Genomic DNA, 16,923 nt, shown 5'->3' on the forward strand with positions numbered 1-16,923 from the left:
CGTACCACAGGTAATGCGGACTAGATGTAGTGTGGCGTGGTGTGCGCCTTTATAAACATGCATCCCAAGGCTTACCGTTGCGCCACAGAAAATCCCAAACAATTTTGGTCAAGACAATAGAAATGTAGATGGATCCTACTTATTCACAGTCAAACTTACATTCATGCAAAGGGATAATTTTGGTCTTTTTTATCCACTTATGTCCGATCCAAATCATTAAAAACAGTGGTACGCCAATATAAGAAATAAGCAACCCATACCAATCTTTTGGGGTTGCCATTAGAGCAGAATAATTCTGACCGCTAATCACAATCATGCACACACCAAAAGCAAATAAAGGACCAAAAGGATATCCCCTAGCTAAATAAGGAAGTTGAGCTGGGTCTTTTCCTTGACACAAATAGGCTTTGCGAAAGCGATAATGGCTCATTGCTATTCCCATCCAAGCAATAAATCCGGAAAGGCTTGTTGCATTGAGTAACCAAAAATAAACGGTACCATTACCAAAAATGGAAGATAAAAAAGCCATCATCGCAACAACACTTGTTAAGGCTAAAGCATAGATTGGTATTCCTCTTTGATTAACCACAGAAAAAATTTGAGGAACATGACCTTCCTTGGCAAGATGCCAAAGCATTCTGCTGCCAACATACATACTTGAATTTGCGGTTGATACGATTGCAACAAGAATCACCGCATTCATAATCATTGCAGCAAAAGCTTTATCATATTGTTGAAACACCAAGGTAAAAGGACTCATTACTACATCAGAGCTGATTAATTGTGATGAAGTATAAGGTATTAAAAGACTGATAATAAAAAGTGATAAAATGAAGAATATTAAAATTCGCCAAAAAACCATTTTTATTGCTTTGGGAATTGTTTTATCAGGATAAACACTCTCTCCTGCAGCAACGCCGATTAACTCCGTACCTTGAAAAGAAAAACCTGCTGCAACAAAAGCAGCAAGAACACCCATCCATCCACTATGAAATGGTGCATCGCCAATACGCCAATTTTGAAATCCCCCTGCTTTATAATCTGTGAAACCGAAAACCAGAAAAGATCCAGTCACAATAAAGAGAACAATGACTGTGATTTTAATAAATGAAAGCCAATATTCTACTTCGCCAAATGCTTTAGTTGATATCGCATTAAAACCTATGATCAGAAAGAGAAAAACCGAACACCAAAGAAATGATGAACTCTCAGGAAACCAAAAATGCATCATTAATGCAGAGGCCGAGATTTCTGAAGCAATATAAATGGCGCAACTATACCAATAATTCCATCCTAAAGCGTATCCTAAAGAGGGATCAAAAAAACGAGCAGCATAAACATAAAATGATCCACTTGTTGGCATGAATGCAGCCATTTCACCAAGACCCGCCATCAAAAAATAGACCATGATCCCCATGATCAAGTAGGCAAGCAATGTACCACCAGGGCCCGCCATGGATAAAGCATTCCCACTTGCTAAGAAAATGCCTGTTCCAATAGAACCACCCAATGTGATCATTCCCAATATACGCGCATTAAGCTTGCGTTGCAGCGAGGGCTCTTGAGCTAAATCATGCATCATTCAATCCTTGAATTTGGGAAAAGGGTAAGCGCTCACACTACCATTAAGTTAAAGAATCATCTTTACTTACTATTCTTTATTCGATTAATCATTAAGAAATTCGCAAAGCAACCGTTGAAAATGATGAGTTCCCTGTTCTTTCGTGGGAGAAAAACGACCTGTTTCATAAAAACGAGAACGAATTCCCCGCTGGACTGACTCAACAACTGCTTCATCTTCACGTTCTACTTTATCCAAATCACCACCTGCTCCTTTACCTAACTTGGTTTCATCAAGAACATAAGTTAAAAATGAAACTTTAGTTAATTCAGGCCCTAATGGCTTCACTACATTGACAGAGCATCCCCACGGATAAAAATTAAGCATTGTGTTTGGAAAAATCCAATAATAATAAGCGGCGACTTGTTTACCATAGTCAGGCGAATCTTTAGGTAAAACAAAACTCTCTTCCCCATGGCTGGCTAGAGCCAATTGCAAATTACAATAACGATAAAGCTCTGTGGTATAGGTGGTGCAATCAATCACTTTTCTTAATGAATGATGGACAAAAGGGATGTGCAATGCTTCAAGATAATTTTCGCAATACAACGCCCAATGTGCTTTAACTAAATAGTCGCGTGAGCGATTCAGATCAAGACGCATTTTTTCCATGGGCAACCAGAAAAGGCGTTCTTTAATATCAGCAAACACGTCCTTAAAAGACACTTGAGGCGCTAATGAAGCGAAAAGAAATGGCTCAAGACAATCAAATGGAATTTGCGGTAAATTATCTTTTGCAGTTGGGAAATTGCAGGTCTTTTCAAATTCAGGCATATGCAGGAATTCGCCACAAAGATTGAATCGACGCCCATGATAGGAGCACTTAATTTTCTCAGCAGAACACGGTGCCTCAATCAAAATATTACCCCTATGGGTGCATACATTACTCAGACAACGAAAGCGGTTTTGCTCATCATGAACAAATAATAAAGGTTCATCCAACAATCCTGGCAATAACGTAAAAGGTACCAATTGCCCATCCAATCGCAAGCTTTCTGCACTGCAACAAAACTGCCACGTTCTGGCAAATATTTTTTCTTTTGCTTGTTCGAAACACTCCAAAGACGTATAAAAATATGCAGGTAAAGTAGAGGCTTTTGCTATATCGGGATCTACATAGAACTTATTCATGATCAACTTCCTTTTAAATATTCCTGCCTTGCTTATTGGGCAGGACAACTTTGACGATATTAAAACACCAATCATTCGTGTTATCCATATATCTTTGTAGATTCAGAAGTAAACACTACTGACAAAAGCTGTCAGCATGATCTTTTAAACTCAAACCTCCATTAAATTAAAAGGAGTTCTTTATGTATCTTGATCCCAATTTAATCATTTTTTATGTTGATGCTCCCCTGATTAGTGCATCATTTTATGAGCAGTTACTCAAGAGCCAACCTATTGAATCATCGCCTACTTTTGTCATGTTTTTATTAAAATCAGGGATGCGTTTTGGTCTATGGTCAAAGCACTCTGTTGAACCTCGGGCAACAACACTTGGTGGTGGAGGAGAGCTTTCATTGCAAGTGCAAGATGATCATGTGATTGACGAACTTTATACGCTCTGGCAACAACAGGGGATCCAGGTTGCTCAGCCCCCGACGATGATGGATTTTGGCTATACCTTCGTAGCACTTGATCCAGATCATCATCGTCTTCGCATTTTTTCATTGAACCCCGAGAAAAGTGCTTCTTAACCCCAATCTTGGAAAGATTGGCTTGCACTGCCATTAAGCTAAAGGATTTTTGATCTTACCTTGCATGTCCCACGGCATGTTCGTGAGCTCCAGTGGCAGTGAGCTCTTCACACCAATTTTTCTACTCTACCGCACTTTATATCTGGGTGTTCTCCATTGCCATCTCTGCTCAGGGATGACAGAGTTCTCACTTGACTGAAATCTTATAATTTTATAGGGAGCACTCAGGCATAAAGCGCAGAGCTTTATAAAAAACTATCTATTCTCTTTAGAAATGTGATGAACTGGCTGAAAAAAGTACCATATAAATTATGATTCCCGGGTTTCGGCTTACGCCTTCACCCGGGCTACAAGCTATTACTCTTCTACTGTAATATCAATTTTTTTCTCAACTGCCATTTCCTTTTTAGGAATCGAAATTTCCAATACCCCTTGTTTGTATTTAGCGCTTATTTTTGTATCGTCAGCAGTTTGCGGTAAGCTAAAGCGACGATAAAACTGACCTTGGGAACGTTCCATACGAGTATAGCCATTTTTGTTTTCTGTTTTCTCGAAATGACGCTCGCCACGAAGCGTTAAAATATTATGTTCCAAGGATATTTGGATGTCTTCTTTATTCACACCAGGAATATCTGCAAGTACTAAAAAGCGCTCTTTTTCTTCTTTAATATCTACGGGAGTCGTCCATGTACTTGTGTCTACTATAGAAGAATCTGCTTGTTGTCCCCTGAAAAAATTCTCTAAAAAGGAACCAAGTTCATTGTATACAGGAAAATAATCACGTCTTATGATACTCATAACCCTCTCCTAAATAGTGTTCTACATATTTATAAATAGAGGCGTTTTATTAAAATTCAAGAGAATAGTGTATGAATTGTAAGATTAAGTTATTATCAATAAAAAGGAATGATTTCTAATTGAAACGGAGCATCATAATGCAGCATCTAATAAAAATTTTGACGTTAATATTGGGTTTTACCTACGCATTTACTGGCTTTGCAAGTTCATCTGCGACAGAGATGCCAATTTTGGGCAAAACATTAACTCAAGCAAAGCAACAAAAAATGACCCCAAAACAAGCGCTACAGCGCCTGAAAGAGGGAAACCAGCGCTTTTTAAACCATACCCAAATATCCAGAGATTATTTAAAACAAGCGTATCAATCTTCTTATGGGCAATATCCATTTGCAGTGGTTCTCAACTGTATGGATTCACGGAGTGTTCCTGAATTCTTTTTTGATCAAGGTTTAGCTGATTTATTTACCTTACGTGTAGCTGGCAATGTACTCAATGAAGATATTTTGGGTAGTATGGAATTTGCAGCTAAAGTAGTTGGATCTCGTCTTATTGTAGTCTTGGCACATACTTCATGCGGTGCTGTAGCAGGTGCGTGTGAAGGTGCCCAACTCGGACATTTAACTGATGTTTTAGACAAAATTAAACCCGTTGTGCAAACAAGTATGCAAGGGCAAGGAACAAAAAATTGTACTGATCCTAAACTAATTGATGCCATCGCTAAAGCCAACGCCTTAAGAATTGTCAGAGAAATACAAGAAAGAAGCCCAATACTCAAAGATTTAATTAGTAAAAAACAAATAGGGATTGTGGCAGGCCTACATGATATCAAGACAGGTAAAGTAGCGTTTTTTGAAGAAAAACGTTCCCTTCCCAATTAAATATAATATAACCTGGGTGCATGCACTGTCTCTTGAGCACATCCCTGCCTATGCCCCGCGGCTTTGTCCGCGGGACGTCGGAATAGGCAGAACTGGTTTTCAGCGATGTGTAGAAGATTCAGGCGCACGCAGCAGAACCGGGAATTCTATGCCAATTCATGTAAACCGGGATCCGCGGTGGGATCCCGCTCTACCAATAGAGTTCAATCAAGAAGTTTTCTTTAAAGCATCCATTAAAATGTTTTCAAATCGTCCCTGGTTCACCGCGGTACACACGCGTACCATGTTACCCTTTTCATCAACCACTGTAGTACCCGATTGTTTTTCTGGACTTAATACAACACGTAATTTTTTATTCGTGGATTTAACAATTGAATTATCATGTGCCACGACTGCAGAAAGCACATCCCAAAAATACCACTTATGATCAAATATTTCGGCCTCATTGCGATGAAAAAGTTCATAGAAAAATTGATTAGCTAGATTATTTTGATTTTGTTTCAATTTAAGATAAAAATCTTTTGTCACAGGAACCTGATTGGTTACATCCAGGCCTACCAGAGTGATAGGAATTTCTGAACGAAATACCTTGTCTGCAGCATAAGGATCAACATAGATATTCCATTCTGCAGTAGTATTTTGAATTGAATGATCCACTTCAACCAAATTTCCAGCACTATCCACTGCTCCACCCATAACATAAATCATTTTAATTTTGCTTTTTATCTCTGGTATCCGGACTACAAGTTCACCAAGATTTGTTAATGGACCAATAGCTAAAATCTCAACAGGCTCTTTCGCATTCTTTAAAGTAGACTCCAGTAACTGTAATGCAGTCTGTGAAGAGGACCTCGCAACTTTAGGTAACAAATCGGCGGCGCCTGCTAAATTATCCGCGGTTTTACGTAACCAGTCAGGGAATTGATGTGTTCCAGCCATCGGTGTATCACGTCCGCAGGCTAATGGAATTTTTTCATGATGCATTAAAGCCAATAATCCAGCAACATTTCTTAATCCAGATGGACAATGAGATTCACCGGTACCCACTACGGTTATCGCTTTAATATCAATGTCTTTTTGTGCTAACAAATAGAGAATCGCCAATTCATCATCAACTCCTACATCAGTATCAATAATAAAAGGTCTCGCAGCATGTACTAATGAAAACAGCAAAGATAAAATAAGAAAGACAACGGCTTTTACTCCCGAATTCATGATGAAACCTCCGTTTCCACATAGAGTCTTTTAATAGTTAATACTGCGACAAAACAAAGAATTGCACTCAGTGTTAGATAAAAGCTGGGAGCAAGGTTGTTGTTTAGTGCCTCAATTAAATAAGTAGCAATAAATGGAGTTAAACCTCCGAAAAAAGCAAATGCGAGATTATAAGAAATAGCAATTCCAGTGTAACGAATAGAGACTGGGAATAGTTCAACCAGCAAGCTGGGATAAACCATGATGGCGCTGCTCAAAATCGCAAAAATAAATAAGGCTGCAATCAGCGATGAAGTCGTTTGTCTGGATAAAGTAACAAATAAAATATAGCTTAATAAAATAAAACCAAATGCTCCAATTAAAAGCACCAATTTACGACCCAAACGATCAGCACACCAGCAAAAAAATATAAGTAACAAGGAATAAAAACCCAAATTAATCGTATTGAATAAGGTCGCTTGTTGTTTCGGATAAGCAAGGATCGTTGAAAGATATGTAGGCATATATAAAAATAATAAATTAATCATTACTGAGCCCAAGCACGTTAAACCAACACCTTGTAAAATTTTTCGCCAGTGCAAAGTAATTGCTTCGACAAAAGGCATTCGCGTATTTTCTGTTGAATTTTTAAATGCAAGAAATAAGGGGCTCTCAGCCAATTGTTTACGAATATAGAAACTGAATATTCCAAGTAATCCACCAAGTATAAAGGGAATACGCCAACCAAAACTCAATAATTGTGCATTTGAAAGTTGACTCGTTAGAATTAAACTAATCATTGCCCCCAGAAAAATACCTAAATTAAGACAAGAAAAAATAACACCACAAGCAAGTGCCCTGGAGCGCGGATTTACGTGTTCGCAAGTAAAGGTTAATGCTCCTGGAATTTCACCGCCAATTGATAATCCTTGCAATAACCTCAAAAAAATCAAAAGAATACTCGAAAAAATCCCTATGTGTTGGTATGTGGGTAACACTCCAATAAGAACCGTTGGAACCGCCATCAAGAGCACCGAAAAAATAAACGTTTTTTTACGACCGTATTTATCTCCAAAATGACTAAAAGCGATACCTCCTAATGGACGAATCAAATAGCCAATAGCGAAAACGGCATATACACTCATCAACGAGGCCAATTTGTCGGTTTCGGGAAAAAAAATCTGACTGATTATTGGTGCAAAAATAACGTAAATTACAAAATCATAAAACTCCAATGCACCACCCAAAGAAGCAAGAAAAATAATTTTTCGCTCACTGGGTTTTAATTTCAACTCATGCACCTGTAAATCCTTTTTTATGGCAAAGCTGTAAAATAGCATAACTTTTAATAGCGCTCATGATTTTTTTAAAATTAAGAACTTATCGTAATATTATTCTCATATTTAAGAAATGGCTCTTTATCTTGAGTTTTAGTAACATCAATGAAAACGACTCATTGTTTCACCAAAGATGAAAAACTATTCTCTTTCAGAGCAGATTATTCAGCGTGTTGAGGCAGCTGTTACTCAAGCACAAATTGATGCTTATAAAAAAGATGGCGCTGTTTGTATTCATCAAATTCTGAGTCCTATAGAAATAGAACTACTTCGAACAGGCATTGAGCTCAACCTGAGCTCCCCCAGCCCTAGCGTTAAAATTGCAAGTAAAAATGATGATCCGGGACAATTCATTGAAGATTTTTGCACCTGGCAAACGAATCCTCATTATCAACAATTTATTTTTGAATCACCAGTTAGTCTCATTGCTGGTAAACTCATGGAGAGTAAAAAAACAAGACTGTATCATGATCACCTTCTGGTTAAAGAACCAGGTACGCGGCAGCGAACCCCATGGCATCAGGATCAGCCCTATTACAATATTGAAGGAATACAAAATTGCAGTTTATGGATACCTGTTGATCCAGTACCTCGTGCATCCACCTTGGAGTTTATCGCAGGTTCTCATTTGGGACCATGGCTCATGCCTCGTTCTTTTATGGATAACCAAGCAAAATGGTTTCCAGAAGGAAGCCTTGCTGATCTTCCAGATATTGACTCAAAACGTGAAGATTACCCCATTATTGGCTGGGAAATAACTCCTGGTGACGTAGTTTGTTTTCATATGCTCACCCTTCATTCTGCAAGTGGAGTACGTTGCAATCAACGACGAAGAGTATTCTCTGTGCGTTTTCTTGGTGACGACATCACTCATGCACCACGGAAATGGGTAACCTCACCCGATTTCCCTGGATTGAGCGAACAGCTTCCCAAAGGAGCCCCAATGGACCACCCTTTATTTCCTGTAATTTGGGAAGGCTAGGCCCATTATGCATTTCGCCAGCTTAAGTCCAAATGGCTTGATTTTCGAGAGCCGAAGCGCGGCATATATAGAGTATGTCAGCATCATCGGATCACAAGGAAATCAGGGCAGTTTGGCCAAGATAGTAGAGATGTGCCTTAACAATTATTGTGAAACAATACCCATTTTTTTGAGCCATCTACACATGAGAAAAAGGCCATACTGAGATAGTTGTAAATTTTTGCAATAAAAATTCTGTTTTTTTTCTTAAAAATAAGCAATACTTCTTTCTGAATAAATCGTGGTAAAACCTATGGTTAAAATAAGACCTTTTCTTAAATGGGCAGGTAGTAAATACAACTGTCTGGAAAAGATTATTCCCTTTCTTCCTCCGGGTAAACGTCTCATTGAGCCTTTTGCTGGCTCAGGTGTCGTTTTTATGAATACGAATTATTCTTCCTATCTGTTGGCTGAAAGTAATTTTGATTTAGTCTACCTTTTTACTACATTACAACGAAATGGAGACGCATTCATTAAGCATTGCGAAACTTATTTTAGCCCAGAATTCAACCGTAAAGAAAAATATTATCAACTCCGATCTGATTTTAATATGTCGCCTCATTCAGCAGAAAAATCTGCACTTTTTCTTTACCTAAATCGTCACGGTTATAATGGATTATGTCGATATAACTCCAAAGGAATTTATAACGTTCCTTTTGGACTTTACAGCAAACCATATTTTCCACATAAAGAAATGCAACTTTTTCATTTGAAAAGCCAACAGACAGAATTCATCCATAATGATTTCAGAAAAACGTTTGAATACGCGGAGCGGGGCGACGTAATTTATTGTGATCCCCCCTATGTACTTCTTTCAGAGAAATCACACCATCTACCCTACACCAAAAAACTGTTTACAACAGAAGATCAAATTGAGTTAACGGAGTTAGCTAAAGAAACAGCAGCTAAGGGTATTCCAGTTATTCTTTCCAATCATGATACTGAATTTACTCGCTACCACTATAGAAAAGCAGAAATTAAAAGTTTTCCAGTATCGCGTTTTATTAATTGTCAGGGCTCGCTACGCCGGCCGGTAAAAGAATTAATTGCAATATTTAATTAATTCGCAGCGAAACCGTAAAAGCGCAGCATACATCTGTATGTGCGCATTGATTGGGAAAATTTTCTCGCAAGATGCACCAAATACGGCCGTTCCCTGATAGGGGCTGAGCACTTAGGAGGAATTCCATATTCTGGATAATTAAACCCGGGTTTCGCAACGCTTCACCCAAGCTTGTTATATTAACTAATTGGATGATCTTTATGATCATGATCTTTGATAAAGAAAGCAAGAATAGTAACGAGTAATAATGAAAGTGGTAATATCGATAAAGCAACCTGATAATCTACTATGGTATAGATATGCTCTCCTTCTACAATGCCACTATCACCAAAAGTATCCAGTAACTTACCAACCAGCGGTTGAAAAATAACACCACCAAGGGTTACTATCATGTTCGTTGCTGCAAATACCGTACCTGATAATTGGGCACCACTGCATTCTTTAGCCATAATAAATACGATAATTTCTGTTGCACTAAACACACCATACAAAAACAATAGGACATTCAAACTAGCATAGGATAGGCCAGGCCAATACAATACGATGCTAATACAAATCAAGGCTAAAATGGCACCTAAAACCAAAGGCAGCAAACGCCTTCCGGTATGATCCGATAAATATCCGGCAATAGGAGCACCAACTGCCCAACCCAAAAAAACTGCAGAGACAGTTCTGGCAGCCTCAACTTTAGTTAAATTGTGTGCTTGCTCCAAATACGTTTTTCCCCACAACTCACCAAATACAGACAACGATGTGTATAAACAGGCTCCAACAAAACCAATGACCCAAACTTCTGGAGCCATTAACACTTTAAGGACATTTCTAAAGAATTCGGGTAAAGGATGCTTATTTGACTGATGTCCTTCAGGTCCATCACGAACCACAAGAAATATCAATACACTCAATCCCGAACCTACAATGGCTATGAAGAATAATACATGCTCCCAACCGATGCTCTCAGACCATTCAGTAATCTTCACTTCACCATAGACTAACCCTAGCATTCCTAATGTAGTCATGAGACCCGCGACTAAAGAAAAATAACGTCTGGGCAACCAATGCAACGCAAGGGACAATACACCAACAAAAGCAAAGGAAGAGCCAAAACCCACTAAAAAGCGCCCTGCTCCCACCAAAAACATGGATGAAGTCAGGGTAAACATCCAAGAACCAACAGTACAACATATACATGCAAACGTTAAAAGCCGTCGGGGACCAAATCGATCCATGAGCATTCCTACAGGCATTTGCATGGGTGAATACGCAAAATAATATAAGGCAGATATTTGGCCAAAAGTGGTCGCTGAAATATGCCCCAACGCGATACTTAGTTCGGTCTGTAAAACCCCAGGAATAATGCGTAAGATAAATTCATAGCAATAAAAAATTGCCCCAACAAAGCATATAAACATGCCAAAAAACAATTGTTTTCTTGAAACAGTATCATTTAGGCGCATGAGCGTGAGTTTCCTTTAAAAAGAACGTTAATAAAGCTGCAATAAACATACTGATCGGTATAAAAGCCAGGGCAATGCGGTAATCAGTCATGTTGTATAATTTATTAACATTTTCTACAACCAATACTGAAGAAAGTGAAGCACCACTACGTAAGGAATAACTGAAATCTAATAAATGCCCTACTAAAGGCTGCAGCAACATACCGCCTAACATGACGATCATGTTGGTAAACGCCATAGCTGTACCTGCAGCCTCACCAGGACTCAACTCCCTTCCAACAGCAAATACAATTGCTTGCGCACTATAAAATAATCCTAGAAAAAACATAAGTATCTGTACATTAGTTTCAGTCAAACCAGGGAAATACAGAATAACCAACATAAGTACGGTGGCAACACTAGCACCTAAAAACATAGGCAGCTTTCTGCGCGCTATTCTGTCAGAAAAATACCCCATCAGCGGAGCACCTACAGTAAAACCTAAGAAAAGTAATGAATTCGCTAAGCCTGCAGCATGTGCTGATAGGCCATGAGCATTTCTTAAATAGGGAATTCCCCATAATTCAGCAAAAACAGTTGTAGGAAGATAAACCATACAGCCGTACAATCCATTAATCCATATTTGTCTATTACTGATTATTATATTTAAATCAATTAGACCTGTTCTAAAATTAGAAACCGTACCGCTTTGTCTGTATCGTCCTTTTTTATCGTGAATCCCTAACCATAATACAAAGGTTAATACAATCCCAAAAAAGGCAGTCATATTTAAGGTTTTAATCCACCCTATTTGGGTAACAAAGATCTCTAAAAGATTATCGCCTAGCATGGCACCTACTGTTCCTAAAGCTGAAGTGATACCAGAAACCATAGCGAGCTTATTTTCAGGCAACCAGATTGTAGCAAGCTTTAATACCCCCACAAACGCAAATGCAGAGCCTAATCCAACTAAAAATCGTCCTGAAGCCGCAACCCAAAAAGAGGTTGTACTGGTAAATAAAAAAGTTCCAATGACGCAAATCAAACAGGCAAAAGTTAATAATCTTCGCGGACCATACCGATCCATCATAATCCCTACAGGTAATTGCATGGGAACATATGCATAATAATATATAGATGAAATATGCCCAAAACCTGTGGCTGACAAATTAAAATGCTCACGCAGAGCAGTTTCCATTACACTAGGCGCGATTCGAAGCAAATATTCGTAACTGTAAAACACGGCCCCAAGACCACAAATAAGCCATCCAATTAATGCGTAATTTCTCCGGTTTTCAGAAAGCAAAGTAATCTCCTTAACTATTTGGTTAAGCAAAGGCACGCACTGTTATTTCAACAGTTAAAAGCACCCTTGGCTGTATAATTCACCTATTATCCTGAGCGCAACCCGATACATCTCATACGGCATACTGCTACACCTTGAGGCCTGCATTCAGGATGCTACTTTTATTCTAAATTACTACTTACTTGATTTGCGCCGCTTGCTATTGCAGCCTGAGCTACAGCAGCAGGAACTCGTTCTCTTAAACGAGGATCTATAGGCTTGGGAATAATATAGTTAGGACCAAAATCCCAATACGTAACACCTGGGTAATTATCCTTCACTACCTGGGGGACGGGCTCATGCACCAGTTGACGAATTGCTTCAACCGCAGCAATTTGCATTGATTGATTAATACACTTGGCACGTACATCCAACGCACCACGAAAAATATAAGGAAAACATAACACATTATTGACTTGATTAGGATAGTCACTACGTCCAGTAGCGATGACCAAATCATCACGTACTTGAAAAGCTAATTCCGGCCTAATTTCAGGATCAGGATTCGACAAAGCAAAAATAACAGGCTTAGGGGCCATTAATTTCAATAAATCGGCATCTAATAAATCTGGCTTGGCAACCCCAATAAAAACATCAGCATCAACGAGAGCATCTGCTAAAGTTCGACATTCAGTAGTACGAGCAAAAGCAAATTTATATGCATTTAAATCAGCTCGTCCAGAATGGATAACCCCTTTGGTATCCAAAAGTAACATATTTTCTTTATGAGCACCTAAAGCGACAAGCAATCGCATGGAAGCAATTCCTGCTGCTCCTGCTCCAATACACACGATTTTTGCTTCAGATAATTTTTTTTGTTGTAGTTCAAGGGCATTAAGCAAAGCTGCTGCAACAACTATTGCAGTACCATGCTGATCATCATGGAATACAGGAATGTTCAATTGCTCAATTAAAGCTTGCTCAATTTCAAAACACTCCGGAGCCTTAAGATCCTCCAGATTAATTCCCCCAAACGTGGGAGCAATACGTTTTGCTGTAGAAATAAATGCTTGCGAATCATGAGCATCAATTTCTATATCAAATACATCAATGCCAGCAAAACGCTTAAATAAAACTGCCTTCCCTTCCATTACTGGCTTACTGGCAAGAGGTCCAAGATCTCCTAAACCTAATACTGCAGTACCATTAGTCATAACAGCGACTAAATTTCCTTTATTCGTGTAACGATAGGCGTCTTCAGGGTTCTCTGCTATGGCAATTACAGGCGCAGCAACACCAGGTGTATAAGCCAACGACAAATCACTCTGAGAGTCAGTTGATTTGGTAACATGAACACCGAGTTTTCCAGGAGTTGGAAACTCGTGATAATCTAATGCACATTGCTTTAAAACTTCATTATCCAAAGTACTTACTCTCTTTCAAGTGAAAACAAAACCTAAGTAAGGCTTAAAATCCTACTATCCATTGCCCAATTCATTCTTATCCAAAGTGCCATAGGCACACAAACTTTGGCTATATACTCTTGCAGTGATTAAGAGAAACAGCCATGAAATGATGAGATTGGAACAAGAATTGGACGTCAAGAACCTATAAGCAACGCAAGTTAGCATTGCAGGAACAATCTGTCAATAAGTTATATTTCGAGTGAAGTATAATAAAAAGGCGCAAAGATAACGCGCCCTTATTTCTTTTCTTCTTTAGCAGCTTGATTAGAACGCTGGCTATAACGATCGCGGAACTTCTGGACACGACCCCCAGTATCCACCAATTTTTGCTTACCAGTATAAAAAGGATGACATTGTGAGCACACTTCAATGTTCAAATCTTTACATAATGTTGAACGGGTTTCAAATTCCTCGCCACAGCTGCATGTTACCTTAACTACTTTATAATCTGGATGAATTGATGCCTTCATAATACTACTCTCTTAGTTTTAAATGAGTATCGCCACCTGAACCCAATGCCAAGCACCATACCCGATACAAATGACGCAAGACAATAGCAGAAAAATTTCTGTAAAGCAATTTTTTATATTAAGCAGAATAGATGTTATCATCCCTTTAAGAGAACTCAAAACATATATTCATCATGAATGGTACGCAAGATTATGTGACCAGGAGCAACATTTAATTAAATGAATGCTTTAATTCTTAGGTTAATTTGTTATGTTTCTGCCAGCTTACTGTAATAATATAAACCATAATAAGAGTACGTGCTCTTCATTTTGATAATTATTAGACCAAAAATACACATAGCGAATAAATACTTCTTACAGAATTCTCATGATAAACAACTATTCCATATTTCTTGGTGTTTTAATAGGAATAATTTCTATCAATTTGTAACAAATTGACAATGTTTGGTCTACGCTTATAAAAACAAATTAATTTAACAGGAGTTAAAATGAAAAAACTGGCACTTTATAGGCTTGAAACACCTAATGACCTTGATATAAAAGATCGTCGTAAAATAGCCGAGGCTGTTAACCCTCTCTTGGCTGATACATTTGCCTTATTCGTTAAAACCAAGAATTTCCATTGGCATATGACAGGCCCTCATTATCGTGATTATCATCTTTTATTAGATGAACAAAGCGACCAAATTTTTGCAATGATAGATGTTTTAGCAGAGCGTGTACGCAAACTCGGGGAAAAAACAATTCATTCGATTGGGCAGATCAAAGAATTGCAAACACTTCAAGACGTTAATGAAACCTTATCAGCAGATGATATGCTGCATAATCTTCTGGAAGATAACAAAAGTTTTTTAAAAAATATGAGAAAAGTTCATGAAGTGTGTAGCAAGAGAGATGATTTTGCCACAACCAGCATCTTGGAAGTTTATATTGATGAGACAGAACGACGAATTTGGTTTTTATTTGAAACGTTACAAAATAAATAAAAAAGCACTACCAAACGAGCGTGTAGAAGCGAAGCGGAGTATCAAAGTCAATGCATTTATTCTTCAGACTCCGCTCGCTTCAGCTCAAATTATGAACTTACATTAAAATCCAGTTCAACCCAAACAGGTGCATGATCAGAAGGTCTTTCTACTTTGCGTGGTTCTTTATCAATAACGGATTGCCTACATAATCCATTCAGTGTTTGACTCAATAAAATATGATCAATACGCAAACCTCGATTACGCCTGAATGCAGCTGCACGATAATCCCACCAACTGAATACCTGCTCATCTTGAATAAAATTTCTAAAACTGTCATGCAATCCAAGTTGTAATAATTGTGTAAATGCTTCTCGTTCAGCAGGACTGACCAATACAGAACCGACCCATTCAGCAGGATCATGAACGTCGCGATCTTCAGGAGCGATATTAAAATCACCTACTACAGCCACATGGGGGAAAACACTCATTTGTAGTTGAATAAATGCTGTAACCTTTTGTAACCAATTCAGCTTGTATTGATATTTATCCGAAGTGAGTTCCGACCCATTGGGAACATATAAATTGATCAGCCGAATACCCGCAACAGTAACAGCCAAAATACGTCGTTGAGGATCATCGAAATCAGGGATATCAGTTAGCACATCAGAAAAGGGATATCGACTTATTACCGCAACCCCGTTATAAGTCTTCTGTCCTGAAAAGGCCACATGGTAGCCTTTCTCAGTAAACGCAGTCACGGGAAAATTTTCATCAAGCAACTTCGTTTCCTGCATAGCAAGAATATCCATCTGAGTCGAATCAAACCATTCTAATACTTGCTCCAGTCTTATCTTCAATGAATTCACATTCCAGCTTGCTAACTTAAGCACACCAATCTCCTTTATATTCAATGAGCAAAGGAGCATGATCAGACAAGCGTGCTTCTCGAAAAATACGACTGCCGACTATATCCCCAGTAAGACCAGGAGTTACTACCTGATAATCAATTCTCCAACCTACATTTTTTTCCCATGCGCGCCCGCGAAAAGACCACCACGTATATTGATCTTCTTCCTGATTATGTACACGGAATGCATCAACAAACCCCATAGCCCCAAACAATCCATCCATCCATGCTCGTTCTTCAGGTAAAAATCCTGAGTTCTTCTGATTACCACGCCAATTTTTCAAATCGATTTTTTTATGAGCAATATTATAATCCCCACACAAAATTAACTCTCGTCCCTCATTTTTTAATCGCATTAAATGTTCGGCAAACTGTTCGAGAAAACTGTACTTCACCGTCTGCCGCTCATCACCACTAGTACCTGAAGGTAAATAAAGGGAGATAATACTGAATTTAGGATAATCAAATTGAATATAGCGTCCTTCATTATCACAATAATCAAAGCCCATCCCTTTCACGATACGGCTTGGTTTGTGGCGGGCATAAATTGCCACGCCGCTATATCCTTTTTTTTGAGCTGAATAATAATCACAAAAATAATCACGAGGATAATACAGCTCTTCAGGAATTAACTGTTCAGGTTGAGCCTTCGTCTCTTGAATACAAACAAAATCAGCATCTTGCATTGCAAGCCATTCATAAAACCCATTACGTGCTGCTGAACGTATGCCATTGGCATTAAAACTAATTACTTTCATTTTTTTCACTCAATTTTATTA

At 38.5% G+C, this 16,923-nt stretch carries 16 protein-coding genes; 5 read left to right on the forward strand and 11 right to left on the reverse strand.

Translation table 11 applies throughout. The annotated features are described in order from the left end of the window. Nucleotides 1-139: 139 nt before the first annotated feature. Complete coding sequence (locus tag DY223_RS12490; protein WP_174223915.1) at nt 140-1,582, reverse strand: amino acid permease; 1,443 nt, start codon at nt 1,580-1,582, stop codon at nt 140-142. 84 nt (nt 1,583-1,666) lie between these two features. Continuing rightward, complete coding sequence (locus DY223_RS12495) at nt 1,667-2,752, reverse strand: SRPBCC family protein (RefSeq protein ID WP_058460093.1); 1,086 nt, start codon at nt 2,750-2,752, stop codon at nt 1,667-1,669. Nucleotides 2,753-2,934: 182 nt separating this feature from the next. Between DY223_RS12495 and DY223_RS12500 the strand changes: the two genes are divergently transcribed. Continuing rightward, nucleotides 2,935-3,321 (forward strand): VOC family protein, encoded by a 387-nt coding sequence (locus DY223_RS12500; protein WP_058460092.1) that lies wholly within the window; start codon nt 2,935-2,937, stop codon nt 3,319-3,321. Nucleotides 3,322-3,678: 357 nt separating this feature from the next. On the opposite strand, the gene DY223_RS12505 is transcribed toward DY223_RS12500, so the two are convergent. Further along, nucleotides 3,679-4,119, reverse strand: a complete 441-nt coding sequence (locus DY223_RS12505) for an Hsp20/alpha crystallin family protein (RefSeq protein WP_058460091.1) — start codon at nt 4,117-4,119, stop codon at nt 3,679-3,681. Nucleotides 4,120-4,256: 137 nt separating this feature from the next. Between DY223_RS12505 and DY223_RS12510 the strand changes: the two genes are divergently transcribed. Further along, entirely contained in the window at nt 4,257-4,997 is a 741-nt protein-coding gene (locus DY223_RS12510) for a carbonic anhydrase family protein (RefSeq protein ID WP_058460090.1), read from the forward strand. A 207-nt stretch (nt 4,998-5,204) separates the two neighbouring features. On the opposite strand, the gene DY223_RS12515 is transcribed toward DY223_RS12510, so the two are convergent. After that, nucleotides 5,205-6,212 (reverse strand): nucleoside hydrolase, encoded by a 1,008-nt coding sequence (locus DY223_RS12515; protein ID WP_058460089.1) that lies wholly within the window; start codon nt 6,210-6,212, stop codon nt 5,205-5,207. Beyond that, nucleotides 6,209-7,492 (reverse strand): MFS transporter, encoded by a 1,284-nt coding sequence (locus DY223_RS12520; RefSeq protein WP_235810547.1) that lies wholly within the window; start codon nt 7,490-7,492, stop codon nt 6,209-6,211. Before DY223_RS12520 ends, DY223_RS12515 begins: the two co-directional genes overlap by 4 nt. A 169-nt stretch (nt 7,493-7,661) precedes the next feature. Between DY223_RS12520 and DY223_RS12525 the strand changes: the two genes are divergently transcribed. Together DY223_RS12525 and DY223_RS12530 are read left to right on the forward strand one after the other, a co-directional pair. Then, entirely contained in the window at nt 7,662-8,510 is an 849-nt protein-coding gene (locus DY223_RS12525) for a phytanoyl-CoA dioxygenase family protein (protein ID WP_058460087.1), read from the forward strand. A gap of 292 nt (nt 8,511-8,802) precedes the next feature. Then, on the forward strand, nt 8,803-9,612 hold the full coding sequence (locus DY223_RS12530; protein WP_058460086.1) for a DNA adenine methylase: 810 nt from the start codon (nt 8,803-8,805) through the stop codon (nt 9,610-9,612). Nucleotides 9,613-9,791: 179 nt separating this feature from the next. Here DY223_RS12530 and DY223_RS12535 read toward each other — a convergent pair whose 3' ends face one another. From DY223_RS12535 to rpmE, 4 genes are all read right to left on the reverse strand, one after another. Continuing rightward, nucleotides 9,792-11,069, reverse strand: coding sequence for an MFS transporter (locus DY223_RS12535; RefSeq protein ID WP_058460085.1), 1,278 nt, complete (start codon nt 11,067-11,069; stop codon nt 9,792-9,794). Further along, nucleotides 11,056-12,354: an MFS transporter gene (locus DY223_RS12540; RefSeq protein ID WP_058460084.1), complete on the reverse strand. Its 1,299-nt coding sequence runs from the start codon at nt 12,352-12,354 to the stop codon at nt 11,056-11,058. The genes DY223_RS12535 and DY223_RS12540 overlap by 14 nt, the downstream gene beginning before the upstream one ends. 161 nt (nt 12,355-12,515) lie before the next feature. Continuing rightward, nucleotides 12,516-13,757, reverse strand: a complete 1,242-nt coding sequence (locus DY223_RS12545) for a malic enzyme-like NAD(P)-binding protein (protein ID WP_058460083.1) — start codon at nt 13,755-13,757, stop codon at nt 12,516-12,518. A gap of 278 nt (nt 13,758-14,035) precedes the next feature. Further along, the gene (gene rpmE, locus DY223_RS12550) at nt 14,036-14,269 is read right to left on the reverse strand and encodes a 50S ribosomal protein L31 (protein ID WP_058460082.1); all 234 of its coding nucleotides are present in this window, start codon (nt 14,267-14,269) and stop codon (nt 14,036-14,038) included. A gap of 488 nt (nt 14,270-14,757) precedes the next feature. Here rpmE and DY223_RS12555 point away from each other — a divergent pair, with 488 nt between their 5' ends. After that, nucleotides 14,758-15,255, forward strand: a complete 498-nt coding sequence (locus tag DY223_RS12555; RefSeq protein WP_058460081.1) for a Dps family protein — start codon at nt 14,758-14,760, stop codon at nt 15,253-15,255. 89 nt (nt 15,256-15,344) lie between these two features. On the opposite strand, the gene xth is transcribed toward DY223_RS12555, so the two are convergent. Further along, nucleotides 15,345-16,127, reverse strand: a complete 783-nt coding sequence (gene xth, locus DY223_RS12560) for an exodeoxyribonuclease III (RefSeq protein WP_058460080.1) — start codon at nt 16,125-16,127, stop codon at nt 15,345-15,347. After that, the gene (locus tag DY223_RS12565) at nt 16,120-16,902 is read right to left on the reverse strand and encodes an exodeoxyribonuclease III (RefSeq protein ID WP_058460079.1); all 783 of its coding nucleotides are present in this window, start codon (nt 16,900-16,902) and stop codon (nt 16,120-16,122) included. The genes xth and DY223_RS12565 overlap by 8 nt, the downstream gene beginning before the upstream one ends. Nucleotides 16,903-16,923: the final 21 nt, after the last annotated feature.

It is taken from the genome of Legionella bozemanae, from assembly GCF_900450575.1.
GTDB lineage: Bacteria > Pseudomonadota > Gammaproteobacteria > Legionellales > Legionellaceae > Legionella > Legionella bozemanae.

Bases quoted from the DNA above. Each gene is read 5' to 3' on its own strand.
- DY223_RS12515 (WP_058460089.1), bottom strand. From the start codon at position 6,212: ATGAATTCGGGAGTAAAAGCCGTTGTCTTTCTTATTTTATCTTTGCTG.
- DY223_RS12530 (WP_058460086.1), top strand. From the start codon at position 8,803: ATGGTTAAAATAAGACCTTTTCTTAAATGGGCAGGTAGTAAATACAAC.
- DY223_RS12490 (WP_174223915.1), bottom strand. From the start codon at position 1,582: ATGATGCATGATTTAGCTCAAGAGCCCTCGCTGCAACGCAAGCTTAAT.
- DY223_RS12535 (WP_058460085.1), bottom strand. From the start codon at position 11,069: ATGCGCCTAAATGATACTGTTTCAAGAAAACAATTGTTTTTTGGCATG.
- DY223_RS12565 (WP_058460079.1), bottom strand. From the start codon at position 16,902: ATGAAAGTAATTAGTTTTAATGCCAATGGCATACGTTCAGCAGCACGT.
- DY223_RS12510 (WP_058460090.1), top strand. From the start codon at position 4,257: ATGCAGCATCTAATAAAAATTTTGACGTTAATATTGGGTTTTACCTAC.
- DY223_RS12500 (WP_058460092.1), top strand. From the start codon at position 2,935: ATGTATCTTGATCCCAATTTAATCATTTTTTATGTTGATGCTCCCCTG.
- DY223_RS12555 (WP_058460081.1), top strand. From the start codon at position 14,758: ATGAAAAAACTGGCACTTTATAGGCTTGAAACACCTAATGACCTTGAT.
- DY223_RS12525 (WP_058460087.1), top strand. From the start codon at position 7,662: ATGAAAAACTATTCTCTTTCAGAGCAGATTATTCAGCGTGTTGAGGCA.
- DY223_RS12495 (WP_058460093.1), bottom strand. From the start codon at position 2,752: ATGAATAAGTTCTATGTAGATCCCGATATAGCAAAAGCCTCTACTTTA.
- DY223_RS12505 (WP_058460091.1), bottom strand. From the start codon at position 4,119: ATGAGTATCATAAGACGTGATTATTTTCCTGTATACAATGAACTTGGT.
- rpmE (WP_058460082.1), bottom strand. From the start codon at position 14,269: ATGAAGGCATCAATTCATCCAGATTATAAAGTAGTTAAGGTAACATGC.